The 15,869-nt window shown below is 68.7% G+C and carries 11 protein-coding genes; 6 read left to right on the top strand and 5 right to left on the bottom strand.

Annotation, left to right across the window (positions count from 1 at the left end; genetic code table 11):
- Window positions 1-69: 69 nt before the first annotated feature.
- Window positions 70-1,602 (bottom strand): dolichyl-phosphate-mannose--protein mannosyltransferase, encoded by a 1,533-nt coding sequence (locus tag K883_RS13980; protein WP_161807784.1) that lies wholly within the window; start codon window positions 1,600-1,602, stop codon window positions 70-72.
- A gap of 82 nt (window positions 1,603-1,684) precedes the next feature.
- Between K883_RS13980 and rsmI the strand changes: the two genes are divergently transcribed.
- Window positions 1,685-2,536 carry a 16S rRNA (cytidine(1402)-2'-O)-methyltransferase gene (rsmI, locus tag K883_RS13985; protein ID WP_036454736.1) on the top strand — a complete coding sequence of 284 codons (852 nt, stop codon included), beginning with the start codon at window positions 1,685-1,687 and terminating at the stop codon, window positions 2,534-2,536.
- Window positions 2,537-2,560: 24 nt separating this feature from the next.
- Here rsmI and K883_RS13990 read toward each other — a convergent pair whose 3' ends face one another.
- Genes K883_RS13990 through K883_RS14000 form a run of 3 tightly spaced genes read right to left on the bottom strand, consistent with a single transcriptional unit; the run spans window position 2,561 to window position 5,929 of the window.
- Window positions 2,561-3,817 carry an aminodeoxychorismate synthase component I gene (locus K883_RS13990; RefSeq protein WP_036454738.1) on the bottom strand — a complete coding sequence of 419 codons (1,257 nt, stop codon included), beginning with the start codon at window positions 3,815-3,817 and terminating at the stop codon, window positions 2,561-2,563.
- Window positions 3,818-3,833: 16 nt separating this feature from the next.
- On the bottom strand, window positions 3,834-4,745 hold the full coding sequence (locus K883_RS13995) for an RNA polymerase sigma-70 factor (protein ID WP_036454740.1): 912 nt from the start codon (window positions 4,743-4,745) through the stop codon (window positions 3,834-3,836).
- On the bottom strand, window positions 4,742-5,929 hold the full coding sequence (locus K883_RS14000; RefSeq protein ID WP_036454742.1) for an NAD(P)/FAD-dependent oxidoreductase: 1,188 nt from the start codon (window positions 5,927-5,929) through the stop codon (window positions 4,742-4,744). Before K883_RS14000 ends, K883_RS13995 begins: the two co-directional genes overlap by 4 nt.
- A gap of 368 nt (window positions 5,930-6,297) precedes the next feature.
- Here K883_RS14000 and K883_RS14005 point away from each other — a divergent pair, with 368 nt between their 5' ends.
- Complete coding sequence (locus tag K883_RS14005) at window positions 6,298-7,971, top strand: hypothetical protein (RefSeq protein ID WP_051197798.1); 1,674 nt, start codon at window positions 6,298-6,300, stop codon at window positions 7,969-7,971.
- Window positions 7,972-8,110: 139 nt separating this feature from the next.
- Complete coding sequence (locus K883_RS14010) at window positions 8,111-9,976, top strand: putative bifunctional diguanylate cyclase/phosphodiesterase (RefSeq protein WP_020821754.1); 1,866 nt, start codon at window positions 8,111-8,113, stop codon at window positions 9,974-9,976.
- Window positions 9,977-9,997: 21 nt separating this feature from the next.
- On the opposite strand, the gene K883_RS14015 is transcribed toward K883_RS14010, so the two are convergent.
- Window positions 9,998-10,792 (bottom strand): FkbM family methyltransferase, encoded by a 795-nt coding sequence (locus tag K883_RS14015; RefSeq protein WP_020821755.1) that lies wholly within the window; start codon window positions 10,790-10,792, stop codon window positions 9,998-10,000.
- 249 nt (window positions 10,793-11,041) lie between these two features.
- Here K883_RS14015 and K883_RS14020 point away from each other — a divergent pair, with 249 nt between their 5' ends.
- From K883_RS14020 to K883_RS14030, 3 genes are all read left to right on the top strand, one after another.
- Window positions 11,042-12,718 (top strand): hypothetical protein, encoded by a 1,677-nt coding sequence (locus K883_RS14020; RefSeq protein WP_051197701.1) that lies wholly within the window; start codon window positions 11,042-11,044, stop codon window positions 12,716-12,718.
- A 177-nt stretch (window positions 12,719-12,895) separates the two neighbouring features.
- Window positions 12,896-14,362 carry a tyrosine-protein kinase domain-containing protein gene (locus K883_RS14025; protein ID WP_020821757.1) on the top strand — a complete coding sequence of 489 codons (1,467 nt, stop codon included), beginning with the start codon at window positions 12,896-12,898 and terminating at the stop codon, window positions 14,360-14,362.
- On the top strand, window positions 14,359-15,861 hold the full coding sequence (locus K883_RS14030) for an O-antigen ligase family protein (protein WP_020821758.1): 1,503 nt from the start codon (window positions 14,359-14,361) through the stop codon (window positions 15,859-15,861). The genes K883_RS14025 and K883_RS14030 overlap by 4 nt, the downstream gene beginning before the upstream one ends.
- Window positions 15,862-15,869: the final 8 nt, after the last annotated feature.

Consider the following 15,869-nt stretch of genomic DNA (forward strand, 5'->3'; position numbering starts at 1 on the left):
ACACCGCGAGCAGACACAAAAGCACCCGACACGCCAGAATTTTAGGTGCTTTTGCGTCTGCTCGCGGTACTAGCGCCAGCTGGGCAGCCAGATCTCCATGTTCCACGTCTGCTGCGAAATCGGCAGACCGGTGAGCACCGGGAACAGCCAGGCGAAATTGGTCACCACCAACGCCACATAGGCGCAGACGGCGATCAACCCCAGCGTGCGTCGCTCCGAGTTCACCCCGGGCCCCCGGGCGGGCGCCCCCGGGGTGTAGAGGATGTCGCCGCAAATCAGCGCGATGGCCATCACCAAAAACGGCGCCATCGTCGCCGCGTAGAAGAAGTACATCTGCCGATCGATGTTGGCGAACCACGGCAGCCAGCCCGCGCAATAGCCCACCAGCACAGCGGCGTAACGCCAATCGCGGCGTACCAGCATGCGCCACAGCGCGAAAATCAACACCGGCACCGCCACCCACCACAGCGCCGGCGTACCCACCAGCATCTCGGCCTTGACGCAGGACTGCGCGCCGCAGCCCGGCACGTTCTGCTCGTCGATCGCATAGAGCACCGGCCGCAACGACATTGGCCAGCTCCACGGTTTCGATTCCCACGGGTGATAGTTGCCCGCCGCATTCGTCAGGCTCGCGTGGAATTGAAAAGCCTTGGCCGAGTAGTGCCACAGCGACCGAATCGCATCGGGTAGCGGGATCAACGAATGCGGGCCGATCGTCTGGCCCACCTCGTGCCGATCGATGGCCGTCTCGGAGGCGAACCACGGGGCGTAGCTGGCCAGGTACACCAGCACCGGAATCAGGCCCAGCGCATAGCCGGTGGGGACGAGGTCGCGTCGCAGCGTCCCCATCCAGGGCCGGTCGACCTGATACTGGCGGCGCGCGGCCACGTCGAACGCCAGCGACATCACGCCGAAAAACACCACGAAGTACAGGCCCGACCACTTTGTGCCGCATGCCAATCCGAGCAGCACCCCGGCGCCGAAGCGCCACCACCGCACACCCAGGCGTGGGCCCCACACCGTGTCGGCATTGCGGCCCTGCAGCAGCGCGACGTGCATTCGTTGCCGCACCTCGTCGCGGTCGACGATCAACGCGCCGAACGCGGCGACCACGAAAAACGTCAGGATGCCGTCGAGCAGCGCGGTCCGCGAGGCGACGAAGCTGACGCCGTCGCAGATGACCAGCACCCCGGCGATCGCGCCGACCAGCGTCGACCGGCTGATCCGCCGGACGATCCGCATCACCAGCGCCACCATGACCACGCCGAGCAATGCGCCGGTGAACCGCCAGCCGACGCCGCTGTAGCCGAAGATCGCCTCGCCGATCGCGATGAGCTGCTTGCCCACCGGCGGGTGGACAACCAGACCGAACCCCGGATTGTCCTCCACCCCGTGGTTGTGCAGCGCCTGCCAAGCCTGCGGGGCGTAGTGCTTCTCGTCGAAGACCGGCGTGCCGGCATCGGTGGGCGAGCCCAGGTTCAGGAAGCGGGTCACCGCGGCCGCCACGGTGATCACGCCGGTCACCACCCAGCCGCGGACGTGATCGGTCGGACCGAAATCGGCCACCGGAACCCGCGGGCCCGGGCTGACGACCGGGACCACGCGCTCCTTTTCGACACCCTGGGTGTTCAAGGGGGATTCGCGGGGCGGGGCAGTCATCGGTGTCGATCGTAGGCTGTCGACCATGACCACCGGCCGCCTGTTGCTGGGCGCGACCCCCTTGGGCCAGCCCTCGGACGCCTCGCCCCGCCTCCTGGACGCGCTGGCCACGGCCGACGTGGTGGCCGCCGAGGACACCCGCAGGGTCCGGACGTTGGCCACCGCCCTCGAGGTGAAGATCACCGGCCGGGTGATCAGCATGTTCGACCGGGTCGAGGCCACCCGGGTGGACCCGGTGCTCGATGCGATCAGGGCCGGCGCGACCGTGCTGGTGGTCAGCGACGCCGGGATGCCGCTGATCAACGACCCCGGCTTCCGGCTGGTGACGGCGTGCGTGGAAGCCGGCCTGCCGGTGGGATGCCTGCCGGGACCCTCGGCGGTGACCACCGCGCTGGCCGTGTCCGGCCTGCCGGCGGACAAATTCTGCTTCGAGGGGTTCGCGCCGCGCAAGAAGGCGGCCCGACGCACCTGGCTGGATTCGCTGGCCGACGAGCGACGCACCTGCGTGTTCTTCGAGTCGCCGCGCCGGTTACCCGCCTGTTTGCAGGACGCGGTAGAGCGGCTCGGCGGCGCGCGGCGGGCCGCGGTCTGCCGGGAACTGACCAAAGTGCACGAAGAGGTGGTGCGCGGATCGCTCGACGAGCTGGCGCAGTGGGCGGCCGACGGTGTGCTCGGCGAGATCACCGTGGTGCTGGCCGGCGCGACGCCGCGCGCCGACCTGCCTTCGCTGGTCGTCGAGGTCGAGGAGCTGGTCGCGGGCGGTGCTCGCGTCAAGGACGCCTGCGGCGAGGTGGCGGCCGCGTATCCCGAGGTGCGGTCCCGCCAGCTCTACGACGCGGTGCTGCGGTCTCGCCGCGGGTCGCCACAATCGACATAGGCCGGGCGCAGCGGGCCGCCGCCGTCAGGACAAGCCGGCGGGGCTGGCGGCCGTGATCGACGGCAGGCCGACGATGGGCGAGGCCTTGTGCAGGCATTCGGCCCACTCGGCGTCGGGGTCGGAATCGGCGGTGATCCCGCCGCCCACACCCAGCACGGCCCCGCCCGCGGCGTCGAATTCGACGGTGCGGATCGCGACGTTGAGTTCGCAGCCGGCGACGGGGGAGGCCAACCCGATTGTCCCGCAATAGATTCCGCGGCGGTGCGGTTCCCATTGCGAGAGCAGTTGGCGGGCACGCTGTTTGGGTGTCCCGGTGACCGAGGCCGGTGGGAAGGTGGCGTCCAGCAGCGCCGACGTCGGCAACTCGACCGGAACCTGGGCGGCCACCGTGGACACCAGGTGCCACACGCCCGGCGCGCGGCGCACCACCAACAGCTCCGGCACCGTCACCGATCCGACGACCGCCACGCGGCCGAGATCGTTGCGGACCAGGTCGACGATCATGATGTTTTCGGCCACCTCCTTCGCCGAGGCGCGCAGCGCCGACGGCCAGGCGTCCAGCGGCAAGGTGCCCTTGATCGGGCTGGACATGACGGCCGTCCCGCGCCGGCGCAGGAAGAGCTCCGGCGACAGCGACGCCACCGCGCCCCACGCACCCGCGACGTAGGCCGCCCGGGCCGGGGAGGTGCGGGCGACGCCATCGACGAAGAAGTCCAGCGGGAAACCGGCGACCGTGCCGGTGAATTGGGTGCACACGCACGCCTGGTAGACCTCGCCGGCGCGGATGGCTTCCAGGCAGGCGAGCACCCCGTCGCGGTGCGCGGACCGGTCGGCGATGCCCCAGTCGATCCGGCTCTCGCGCGGCGGTGGCGCAGGTGCGGCCAGCGCGGCGGCGAGCCAGCCCGGCATCGGCGTGCCGGAGAGGCTTTCGTACCACCAGTGCCCGTCGCGGTCGCGGCGCAGCACGCAGTCCGTCCAACCACCCGCGGCCTCGGGGATCCGGTTCGGATGCGCGTCGGCGCCGGGGTCGGGGTACGACAAGTACCCGATCCACCCGCCGCCCACCGCGTGCGGCTCGGGAGTCCGCGGGGCCTCGACGGCGAACACGCCGTCGACAGCCACCGGCCCCACCGACACGCTCGGCGCGATCACCGCCAGGGCCCCGAACCACTCGCCGGTCAGCGCGGCCGGGGGCGGGAGACCCAACCGGGTCGTGGCGTCACCGAGGGCGCGCAGCACCTGGGGTGCGGCGCCGAGATCGCCGAGCCGGTCGATGCGCACCGACCCAGTGTGCCGCTCAGCCGCGGCTGATGTCGCGAGCGGTGGCCAGCGCCGCCAGTTTGCGCGGGTTGCGCATGACGTAGAAGTTGGTGATCTTGTCGTCGGCGATCTCCACCGTGATCACCCCTTCGAGCTGATCGCCCAGGTAGAGCAGCAGCGCCGGCGCGCCGTTGCAGGTCACCGTCTCCACCCGCAGCGCGGCCATCTCCGCGGCCCTGCGCATCAGGCCGGCTATCGCCCGGGCCACCTTGTCGGCGCCGACCACCGGCCGACGAGCGGCGCTCACCACGCCGCCGCTGTCGGCCGTCCAGGTGGCGTCCGGGGCCAGCATGGTCATCAGCGCTTCCACGTCGCCCCCCGCCGCCGCGGCCAGGAACTGCGCGGTGATCTCCGCGGTGCGCTCCGGGTCGGCCGCCTCGAACCGCTTGCGCCGGGCCCGCACGTGTTCACGGGCCCGGTGCGCCACCTGTCGCACCGTGGGCGCCGGCTTGCCCACCGCCTGGGCGATCTCGCCGTAGTCGAAGCCGAACACCTCGCGCAGCACGAACACGGCCCGCTCGTCGGGACTCAGCGTCTCCAACAGGACCAGCATCGCCATCGAAATCGACTCTGCGAGAACGACATCCGTGGACGGATCCTGGTCTTCGAGGAGCAGCGGCTCGGGCAGCCACGGGCCCACGTACTCCTCGCGCCGGCGGGCGTCGGCCCGCAGCGCGTTGAGCGCCTGCCGGGTGACCAGCTGGGCCAGGTAGGACTTGGTGTCGCGCACCGTGGCCAGGTCGACGGCCGACCACCGCAGATAACTGTCCTGCAGCACGTCGTCGGCCTCGGTCGCCGAGCCCAGCATCTCGTAGGCGATGGTGAACAGCAGCGGCCGCAGCAGGGTGAAGCGTTCGGCGTGCTCGCTGCCGGTCGGTGCGCGTGTCATCGCAGCGCGACCCGTTCGCCGGTCGGTGACTGCGCGGGCCGCTTGCCGCCCTTGAGCCAGAAATACGAACCGGGTTTGGCGGCCTCGCGGCGGATCGCCCACAGCGTGGCCTTGCAGATCGTCTCCTTGAGCGAAGCCGCGGCCCGGCCACCGAGGTACAGGTTCACCGGGGTGTCGTCGGTGCGCGCCAGCTGGAAGGTGGCGTGCGCGCGACCGAGGCTGATGCACTGTCCGACGAACGCCTGGTTCAGCGCCGCGGGCGCGTCCCCGGCGATGCGCCTGAGCACGGTGTTGGCGGCCTGGGCGCCCATGGGTCCGGCGGCCTGGCAACTCATCCGCAACGGCTGACCGGACGGCGCGGCTGCGTCACCGGCGGCGACGATGCGGTCGTCGTCGATGCTGGTCAGCGTTTCGTCGGTGAGCAGCCGGCCCATCGGGTCGGTGCGCAGCCCGCTGCGCGCGGCCAGATCGGGCACGGTGAATCCGGCCGTCCACACGGTGGCCGCGCTGGGCAACACGGTGCCGTCGTTGAGCACCACCTCATCCCAGCGCACCTCGGCCACGGCGACGGATTCCAGCACGGTGACACCGAGGCGGCGCAGCCGCTTGGCCACCGAGCGCCGGCCCCGCTTGCTCAGCGACGGGCCGAGAACGGGGTCGCAGACCAGGGTGACCGGGCGTCGTCGCTCGGCGAGCTCGGAGGCCATCTCGATGCCCGTGAGCCCACCGCCGACCACGGTGACGGGTGCGGGCAGCGGCAGGTCGGTGAGCGCGTAGTGCAGTCGCTGCGCGCTTTCCAGGTCGGCGACCGAGTGGGCGAACTCGGCGAAGCCCGGCACCGTCGAAGGCGTCGCGCCGGTGCTGCCGACGGCGTAGATCAGGTAGTCGTAGTCCAGCTCGAATCCCGAGCCCAGCAGCAGGCGCCGGCCCGGGGCGTCGATGCCGTCGACCGTGTCGACGATCAGCTCTATCCCGTCGCCGAGCAGCGTCGCGTAATCGGCGGTCGCGGCGCCGGTGTCGGCGACCAGCTGATGCAACCGGATGCGCTCCACGAAGACCGGCCGGGGGTTCACCAGCGTGATGTCGATGTCTGGGCGCTGCCGCAAATGGTTGGCCGCGAGCGTCCCGGCGTATCCGCCGCCGACGACGACGACATGAGTTCTCTGAGGCGCCACCTCGGTCATGGCAATCTCCTACCTGTTCGTGAGGACCTGTGCCCTTGAGACACCGCAGACCGGCCGAGCGTGACATCGACACCGCCATTGTGACCCGTCTCACTGCGCGCCGGCGGGCGGAAGGGCGCCGTCAACGGACCGCACCCCCGCTGAGCTGCGGCGGAGCGTCGCCGGAACGCGCGTGATACGCTGCGCTACGCCAATTCGTGGCCCGCCCCGGTCGGATACACGCACCAGACAAACCGCGAAATATGGGGCCACTTGCACGCGCCATCGGTGTGTATTGGGAGAAGCAACCTTGACGACGACCATCTGCGCGAGCGGCCGCGGGCCCTCGCCGTCGGACGTGTCGTCGGGTGCGATCTGACGCGGTGACGATGTTGTACTCATGGAGGACGCGCGCGCTTGCCGCTGTCGTGTGCGCGGCGCTGGTGTTGAGCGCGTGCGGCGGTAAAAGCGACCCCGGGCCGCTGTCCGCGATGGTCAGCCCGGCCATCCCACCCAGCGCGCAGGAGATCCCGAACCCGCTGCGCGGCCAGTACGAGGAAATGCTGAATCCGCTTTTCCCGCAAGGCAATTCGGCGCAGCAGCGGTACTCCTCCTGGCCCGCGTCGTACGACGCCAGCCTGCGTGTCTCGTGGCGGCAGTTGCAGCCGGTCGATCCGCGCACACTGCCCCCCGACGCGCCCGACGACCGCAAGTTCGATTTCAGCGCGATCGACGACGCGCTGAACAAGCTCGGGGCGCGGAACATGCGCCTGACCCTTGGCGTATTCGTCTACAAATCCTGTTGCAACGACACCTCTTCCGACAACACGAACATCGCGATCCCGGACTGGGTGCGGCCGTACGCCGCCAGTTATCCCGCGCCGGCGAAGAGTTCGGCCGCGGGGGTCACCCAGGTGGTGCCGAATTTCAACGACCCCGATTACCTCAACGGGATCAGTCAACTGCTGGCCGCCCTCGGCCGTCGCTATGACGGCGACGAGCGACTCAGCGTGTTCGAATTCTCCGGTTACGGCGACTTCGGCGAGAACCACGTCGCGTATCTGCGCGATTCGCTGAGCGCGCCTGGGCCCGCGCCGGACGACAGCGTGGCAAAGCTGGGCTATTACAGCCAGTTCCGCGACCAGAGCATCACCAAGGCCTCCATCGCGCAGTTGGTCGCGGCGAACACGAATGCCTTCCCGCACACGCAATTGGTGGTGGCCCCCCAGAATCCGGAGATCGTCCGCGAGTTGTTCGCCGACGATGTGACGAAGAGACTGGTCGCGCCCGTCGGCATCCGCGCGGACTGCCTAGGGGTGCAGGCGCCGTTGCCGGAATGGGCCGACGCCAGCGACTCGCACTACGTGCGCTCCAACGACGCCGTCGTCAACGCGATCAAGCAGCGGCTCACCTCGGCCCTGGTGATCAGCCAGTGGTGCCGGTTGCCCAGCGGCGCCGACCCCCGGTCGTACTACGAGAAGGGGCTGCACGACGTCATCAGGTACCACGTGTCGATGACCTCGAGTGCCGACTTCCCCGACCGGGATGCTGCCTCGGCTATGGATCCCAAGCTGTTTTTGCTGTGGGGCAAGGCCAATACCTCCGCGGGATACCGGTACTCGGTCGAGGCGCAGCCGGGATCGCAGTCGATCCAGGGCAAGGTGGCGACGATCTCGGTGGCCTGGACCAACTACGGTTCGGCGGCGGCCACCGAGCACTGGGAGCCCGGTTACAAGCTGGTCGACTTCTCGGGGGCGGTGGTTCGCAGCCTGCCGGCGACGGTGAACCTGGCGAAGCTGGTCCACGACGAGACCAGCCAATCGCGCGAGGAGCCGGTTCCCGAATCGTCGAGCGAGTCGGTCCGCGTCGACGTGACGGGCCTGGCGCCCGGCCACTACACGCTGCGGGCGTCCGTCGAATGGCGGCAACACAAGCCGGGCGCCTCGCACGTCGTCAATTACGCACCCATGGCTTTGGCCCGGGACGGCCGCGACGGCTCGGGGCTGTACCCGATTGCCACGCTTGACATCCCGAGCGACTCGGCCTCGGCAAACGGCCAGTGACATCGTCCGGCCGCGGCGCTGCTTCGTTGGCTGCGAGCTTTTCGTAACCCGGGATGGGCGGGGCCGTGCGTGATACCGTTCTCGGACATATTTTGACTTCGGGACCCAGACGGGATAGTGCCCCGTATCGGAGGATTCCGTGCCGCGCAGCCTGAACCTGGTGGTCACCTCCGTCGCCACCGCGCTGATGGAGGCCACGGCGCCCACCGCGACCTCGGTCAGCGAAAAGGTACTCGCGCGGCTCGTCGAGCAGTTCGATGTGGACGCCAGCTTCCTGCGCCACCACGACAACGATGCCGCGGCGTCGACGTTGGTCGCCGAATGGCCGCGACGAACCGACAGCCCGGATCCGGATCTGGTGGCGGCGTTGCAGTTGGACGGCGTCGAGTCGGTGCTCGCCCAGTGTGAGCGCGACCGCAAGCCGGTGGTGACCGGTCCGGATCGGTCCGCCGGGTGGGTCCGCCGCGCGCTGAGGCCGGGCAAGGCGACGGCGTCGCCATCGGTGGCGGCCGCGCCGCTGATGTCCAGCGACGCGTGCACCGGCGTGCTCGGCTTCGTGAAGTTCGGCGCCCGCAGGTGGAAGCAGGAGGAGATCAACACCCTGGAGGCGGTCGCCGCGCTGTTTGCCCAGCTTCAAGCGCGCATCGCCGCCGAAGAGCGGCTCCGCTACCTCGCCGAGCACGACGACCTGACCGGTGTGTACAACCGGCGGGCGCTGGTCGCGCACCTGTCCGGACGCCTCGCGCCCGGCAGCCCCGGACCCGTCGCGGTGTTCTACCTCGATCTCGACCGGCTCAAGCCGATCAACGACTACCTCGGCCACAGCGCGGGCGACTGGTTCATCCGGGTCTTCGCGCAGCGCATCGAGGAGTGCGCGGGAACGCCGAGCATGATCGCCCGGCTCGGCGGCGACGAGTTCGTCGTCATCCCGGACGAGCCGATGTCGCCGGAGGTCGCCGAGGCGTTCGCGCGTCGCCTGTCGACGATGCTGTGCGATCGCCTGACCATCGGTGGCCACGTGATCAGCAGGACCGTCAGCATCGGGTTGGCGGTGGGCACGCCCGGGGCGGACAACTGCGCAGATCTGCTCCGCCGGGCGGACGAGGCGGTGCTGACGGCCAAGCGTGCCGGCGGCAATCAGACGGCGGTGTCCACCGACGACATGTCGCTCAAGCGGGCGTTCCGCAACGACATCGAGTTGCACCTGCAGGGCGACATCGACAGCGAAGGTCTGCTCCTGCATTACCTGCCCGAGGTCGACTTGTGGACCGGGGCCATCGTGGGCGCGGAGGCGCTGGTGCGCTGGCGGCACCCGGTCTGGGGGCTGTTGCTGCCCGACTCGTTCATCGGGGTGGCCGAATCCACCAACCTCGCCGCGGAGCTGGGCGGGTGGGTGATGCGCAGCGCCTGCGCCGAGTTCAGCCAGTGGCGCGCCAATGGGGTCGGGCACGGCGCCATGCTGCGCATCAACGTGTCGCCCATCCAGCTGATCAGTCGTGGCTTCGTCGAAAGCGTCGCCGACACGATCGACGAGTTCCGAATCGATGCCGCATCGGTGTGCCTCGAGATCACCGAACGCGCCGTGGTGCACGACATCGACACCACGCGAAAAACCTTGTCGGAGCTCAAGGAAGTCGGCGTGCAGGTCGCCATCGACGACTTCGGCACCGGCTATGCCGTTCTGTCCCACCTGAAATCCCTGCCGGTCGACATGCTCAAGATCGACGCCGGGTTCGTGCGCGATGTCGGCACCGACGCCGGCGACCTGGCCATCGTCCGCGCCATCATCGGGCTCGCCGAGGCGTTCGGGCTGGAAGTGGTCGCCGAAGGCGTCGAAACCCCCGCTGCCGCACTGACTTTGATGCAACACGGCTGCCACCGCGCGCAAGGCTTCCTGCTGTCGCGTCCCCTGCCCGGCGACGCGATGGAAGCGCTGCTGTCCGCGCGCTGGATGCCGATGCCGTTTCTCGCCGATCGCGAGTCATCGTCGCTGGGCTCGACGTAGCGGCGACGATCGCGGAGGCGGTCAGCCTTCGGTGGGCAAGAAGACGAAGTTGTTGACGTAGGTGCCGTGGCCGGCCCAGCCGTCTTCCCGCCTGCCGACGTTGGCCGGGTCCTGGTGCTGAGTCGGATCGAACTCGGCGATGGGCCGACGAGCGCCACCGAGGTCGAAGTAACCCGCGTAACCGAGACCGGCCAGCAACGCCGTGATCTCGGCGACGGCGTCGGGGTGATGGCGTTCCTCGGCTTCCACCACAATCGCCGGTCGATTGCGGGTGAGCGTCTGCGTGGCGCCCCGTATCACTGCGAGTTCGTGGCCCTCGACGTCGATCTTGATCAGGCCGATGTCGTCAAGATGCAGGTCGTCGAGCCGCTTGACCGGCACGTCGATGCGGCGAATGTCATCCCCATTGACGTCGGTGAGTTCGTTGTCGGTGTCGATTGTGCTTCGGCCCGGCTCGGATTCGACCACCCGCATGGCGATCGTGCCGGGCCGGTCGGACAGCGCCACCGCCTCCACCCGGACGGGGGCGCCGACGGCGGCGAACATCGCTGCCAGATCGCGGGCCTGCGCCGGCCGGGGCTCGAACGCGGTCACCGAGCGCGACGACGCCGCCATCGCAATCGTGAATTCGCCGAGGTCCGCTCCGATGTCCAGGGAGATTCGGTTCGGATCGCACAATGACGCCACCAGCTGGATGTCCGCGCGGCTCTGCCCCAAGCGGTGCAGGATTCGAAACCTCCGCCGCCAGAACAGGCGCGGTGCGAGTTTTTTTGCCGCCGGCGCGAGCCACGTTTTGGCCGAGCGTGCGACCGACATCTGCTGTGACTCCTGTCCGATTTGCGGAGCCCCAGCTTAGTCGACGCGGCGATTTGACAATGGCCAAAGCGCGCCAGGAGGCCCCGCCAAGCCGGCGGGCTTTCACCGGGCGCCCCGATTTCAGCCATCTGTCACGGGCCCGGGCTGTACCCTGTTGTCACCCTTGATATCCCGCGCATGTGACTAGTCGCGACCGCCAGAGAGGTAGCAGTAGATGCATTTGTCGGACACGGTTTAGCGCGAGCAATCATGGTCCGGACAATTAGGAACATTCTCCTTGTCGTCACCGTGTGCGTGAGTTTGGTGCTCGACGGATGTGACGGCCGCAGCGACCTTGATCCCCTCGCCCTGATCAGCAGTCCGGCCATACCGTTGTCCGTGCAGGACGTGCCGAACCCGCTGCGCGGCCAGTACGAGGATCTCCTGCAACCGCTGTTCCCGCAGGGCAATCCGGCGCAGCGGCGCTACCCGGCGTGGCCGGCGTCCTACGACGCCAGTTTGCGTGTCCCCTGGCGCCAGTTGCAGCCCACCGATCCGAGCACACTGCCGCCGGACGCTCCCGACGATCGCAAATTCGATTTCAGCGTGATCGATGACGCGCTGACGAAATTGGCCGGTCGAAACATGCGCCTGACGCTTCGCGTGGTCGCCTACAACTCGTGTTGCGACACCGTCTATCCGAACAACACCAACATCGCGATGCCCGACTGGATGCGCGCCGCGGCCACCAACTACTCCGGTCCGCAACGATATTGGTGGATGCCCGGCGTCACGCAGGTCGTTCCGAACTGGAATGATCCGAACTACCTGAACGCATTCGGCCAGCTGTTGGCCGCGTTGGGCCGCCGTTACGACGGCGACGAGCGGCTGAGCGTCTTCGAATTCTCCGGCTACGGCGATTTCAGCGAGAACCACATCTCGTATCTGCGTGACACACTCGGCGCGCCGGGCCCCGCACCCGACGAGAGCGTCGCGAAGCTGGGGTATTACAGCCAGTTTCGTGACCAGAACATCACCGCCGAGTCCATTCGGCAGCTGGTCGCGGCGACCGTAAACGCTTTTCCCCACACGCAATTGGTGACAACCGCACTGAACCCGGAGATCGTGCGCCAGTTGATCGCCGACGACGTGACGAAGAAACTGTCCGCGCCGGTGGGCATCCGCGCGGACTGCCTGGGCGTACAGGATCCGCTGCCCGCGTGGGCGGAAAGGGATGGTTCCCACTATGTGCAGTCCAAGGACCCGCTGGTCGGAGCGCTGAGGAACCGGCTGGCGTCGGCGCCGATGATCACCGAATGGTGCCAGCTGCCCGAGAAAACCGATCCGCGGACCTACTACGAAAAAGGCCTGCAGGACGTCGTCAAGTACCACGTGTCGATGACATCGAGTTTCAACTTCCCGGCTGTGGATTCGTCGACACCGATGGACCCGGCGCTGTACTTGCTGTGGGCGCGGGCAAACGTCGTCGCAGGCTACCGGTATTCGGTGGAGGCGCGGCAGGAATCGCAATCGGTGAAAGACGGCAAGGCGACCCTGGCTGTCGCGTGGACCAATTACGGCGCGGCCGCCGCGACCGAAAACTGGGTCCCGGGCTACCGGCTCGTCGATTTCTCGGGGGCCGCGGTCCGCACGCTTCCCGCGACCGTGGCGCTGAAAACCCTGGTCCAAAGCCCATCCGGGGACGGCTCCAGCAAGGAGCCGTTGCCGGCGTCGACGACGGAGTCCATTCACATCGACTTGGCGGGCTTGGCGCCAGGGCACTACACGTTGTGTGCCTCGGTCGATTGGCAACAGCACAAGCCGGGCGCGAACCACGTGGTGAACTATCCGCCCATGCGGCTCGCGCGCGACGGGCGCGACGGCACCGGATGCTATCCGATCGCGACGTTGAATCTGTCCCGCGACGCGTTGACTCACGCCGCGTGACGATGACGGCGGGCGCCGCGTCGCCAATTACGCCGTAAATCAACCGGGGCAGCGGGACTGCGATTCCGCCAATGCCCGCCTGATGATGCTGCATAATCTGCAGTGGTATGCGCGGCTGGTAGGACGAAACCGCAGAGTTTTCTTCCCGCCGAAGGCTTTTAGAAAGGTTAATAGCCGATGGATTTCCGTACCTTCGTCCGGATTCTCGGCGCGCACTGGAAACTCGCCTTGACCGCGCTGCTGGCGTGTACCGTCGGCGCCGCGTTCGTGACCGCATTGCAGACCAAGCACTACCAGTCGTCGGCCACGGTCCTCATCTCGTTTACCGGTGCGACCGACCTCAACGAGGTGTACAGCGGCACGCAGGCCGCCCAGGAACGGCTGTCGTCGTACGCGCAAATCGCCGGCGGACACATCGTGGCCGAGCGCGCCATCCGCCAGCTCCAACTTCCCATGCGCGCCGATGATCTGCTGAGCCAAACCCAAGTGAAATACACCCCGAAATCGGTGCTGTTCACGATCAGCGTCAAAGACACCGACCCGGCGCGCGCCGCCGCGCTGGCGGGCGCCATGGCCGGTCAGTTCAGCGCGATGCTGCCGACGCTTGCCCCGAACCCGGCGTCGAACGGCGTGGCCACGCCGGTCACCGCGGGACCGCGACCCGAGGTGGTCGAGACGACGCCGCCGCCATCGGGTCAACCGTCCGACGTGCCGGCATCGGCGGGACCGACTGGCAAGCCGTGGCCCTTGGCGCGGGCGACGATGGTCGAGCCGCCCCGCGTTCCGAAGATTCCGGTGTCGCCGGTGCCGTTGCGAAACATGGCGATCGGCTTCATCGCCGGTGTGCTGTTGGCCATCGCGGTGGCGCTGACCCGCGAGGCCGGCGACCGCACCGTGCGCACCCGCGCCAAGCTCGAGGAACTCTCGGGCCTGCCGACCTTGGCGGAACTGCCGGGAAAGCGCGGCGGGACTCCGCGGTTCGGCACCGACACCGCATTCGACGACGCGGTGCGCGGCATGCGCACCCGGCTGCTCAGGGCGATGGGACCCAACGCCCGTCAGGTGTTGGTGGCGGGCCCGTTCGGTGGCGAGGGAACGACGACGACGGCGATGAACCTTGCGCTCGCGCTCGCCGAGATGGGCGAAGACGCGTTGCTGGTCGAGGGCGACAGCCGCCGGCACGTGATCGCCGGTCTGCTCAGGGTCGAATCGGGGGAGGGGCTGGCCAACGCGCTCGCCGACCCCGCCGCGGCCGCCCAGGTGGTGAAGCCGACGCCGATTTCGAAGCTGCACATCCTCGCGTCGCGGTCCGCCCGGCGCGAGAGTCTGCCCCCCAGCGCGTACCTGCCGGAAGTGATCGACCGGGTGGTGCAGGAATTGTCCTCACGGTTTGACCGCATTGTCATCGACGGTCCGCCGGTGCTGGCGACCGCCGACACCGGCCTGCTGGCCGGTGCCGTCCCCGCCACCGTGCTGGTGGTTCGGGCGAAGCGCACTACCGCGGACGAACTCAAGGACGCGTTGACCGCCCTGCGCGCGGCCGGCGCACAGGTGGTCGGCACGGTGCTGACCGACGCCCGCCAGTCGCTGCACATCAGGGCCGCCGACCGCGCCTACCGGTCAAAGGTCAGCAGGCCGGCGTGATCCCGTACCTGCGGGCCCGTCACCGCCTGGCCGTGGATGGAGCCCTGCTGGCGATCTTCGTGTTCGGATGCTTCGCGTTCGGCGTGCTGTCGGTGCGCCGGACCACCGAGGGTGTGCTGCTGACCGCCGCGTTGTTCTGCGTGGTCGTGTACTGGGTGAAACCCGAAGGGATGGTGGGGGTTACGCTGTTCGGTGCGTTCGCGGCACTGCCCGAAGGCTTACACGTGGGGAAAGTCTTTGGCCCGCTGACGATTTACGCGTACCACCTGGCGGCCATCCTCGCGATCTGCTACCTGATCCCCACCGCGAAACCGCGGTCGTCCGACTTCGTGCTGCCCGGGATCCTGGTGGCGGCGGTGCTGTGGTCCACGGTCACCGGCTTCGCCACGGGAAACCCCGACCTCACGGTGACCCGTGAAGCGACCACCATGATCGAGATGGCGATCGGCTTCGTCCTTGCGATGTTCGTCGTCTACAGCGGACACGTCCGATGGTCGATCCGGGTGATGATCGTGATCCTGTGGTTTTCGGCGGCGATGGCGATCATCAGCTCGCTGTACGCCATCCGGTTGGCCGGTCGGGCGGAAAGCCTGGAGGGGACGACGGGTGCCGGTCAGGCCGTGCGCATCATCCTGTCCACCCAGACGCCGGCCACCGCGGTGCTGAGCGCACTGGTCGCCGCCCCGATCGTGGGCCGGGTCCGACCGATGGCCTATCTCGCGTTGGGCGTTCCCGCGCTGAGCATTTCGCTGCTGTCCTTCTCCCGCAACACGCTGATCTCCATGGGGGTGGCGGCCGCGGTCGCGCTGCTGGGCAGCCTGAGTTGGGCGGCCGTGCGGCGGGCGGTCGTGGCCGCGACGGTCGGCCTGGCCGTCGTCGCGGTGGCGGTGCCCGGGTCGCTGTTTTTGCTGCAGCGTTCGAAGACCGGGGCGTGGCTGGCCGATCAGTACGTTGCGTTCAATCAGCGGGTGCTGGGCGGGGTTACGTCGAGCGCGCTCGCGGTCGACGATTCGGCGCTGGAACGACTGCGGGAAATCAACCTCCTCAAGGAGACCATCGCCCAGGCCCCGTTGTTTGGGCACGGCCTGGGCTACGTGTACCAGCCGCCGACCGGCGACGACGAATTCCATCGGTACCTCTATCCCGCCTACTCCCACAACTTCTACCTGTGGTGGCTGGCCAAGGCCGGGGCGGTGGGGATGGCCGCGTTCGTGCTGTTCGCGCTCACGCCGGTGATCCTCGCGCTGCGGTGCGCCCCGGCGCCCGCGAAAATCAGTGCGGCCGTCGCCGCGGGCCTGTTGGCGATATCCGCCGTGTGGCCGTTGCCGGAGATGCCGATGGACGCCTTGGGCTTGGGCATGGCGCTGGGGGCGGCGATGGGCTACGCCGGGTTGCGGCGCCGGGGCGCGGAGGGCAGCCGGACCGAGGACAATCCGGCGCCGGCCGCCACGCCCGACCCGCCCCTCGATGCCAGGGTCGGCGCGGTTACTTTCCCGTAGACGAGCCA

The sequence above is a fragment of the Mycobacterium sp. TKK-01-0059 genome, assembly GCF_000709305.1.
In the GTDB taxonomy this organism is placed as follows: Bacteria; Actinomycetota; Actinomycetes; order Mycobacteriales; family Mycobacteriaceae; genus Mycobacterium; species Mycobacterium intracellulare.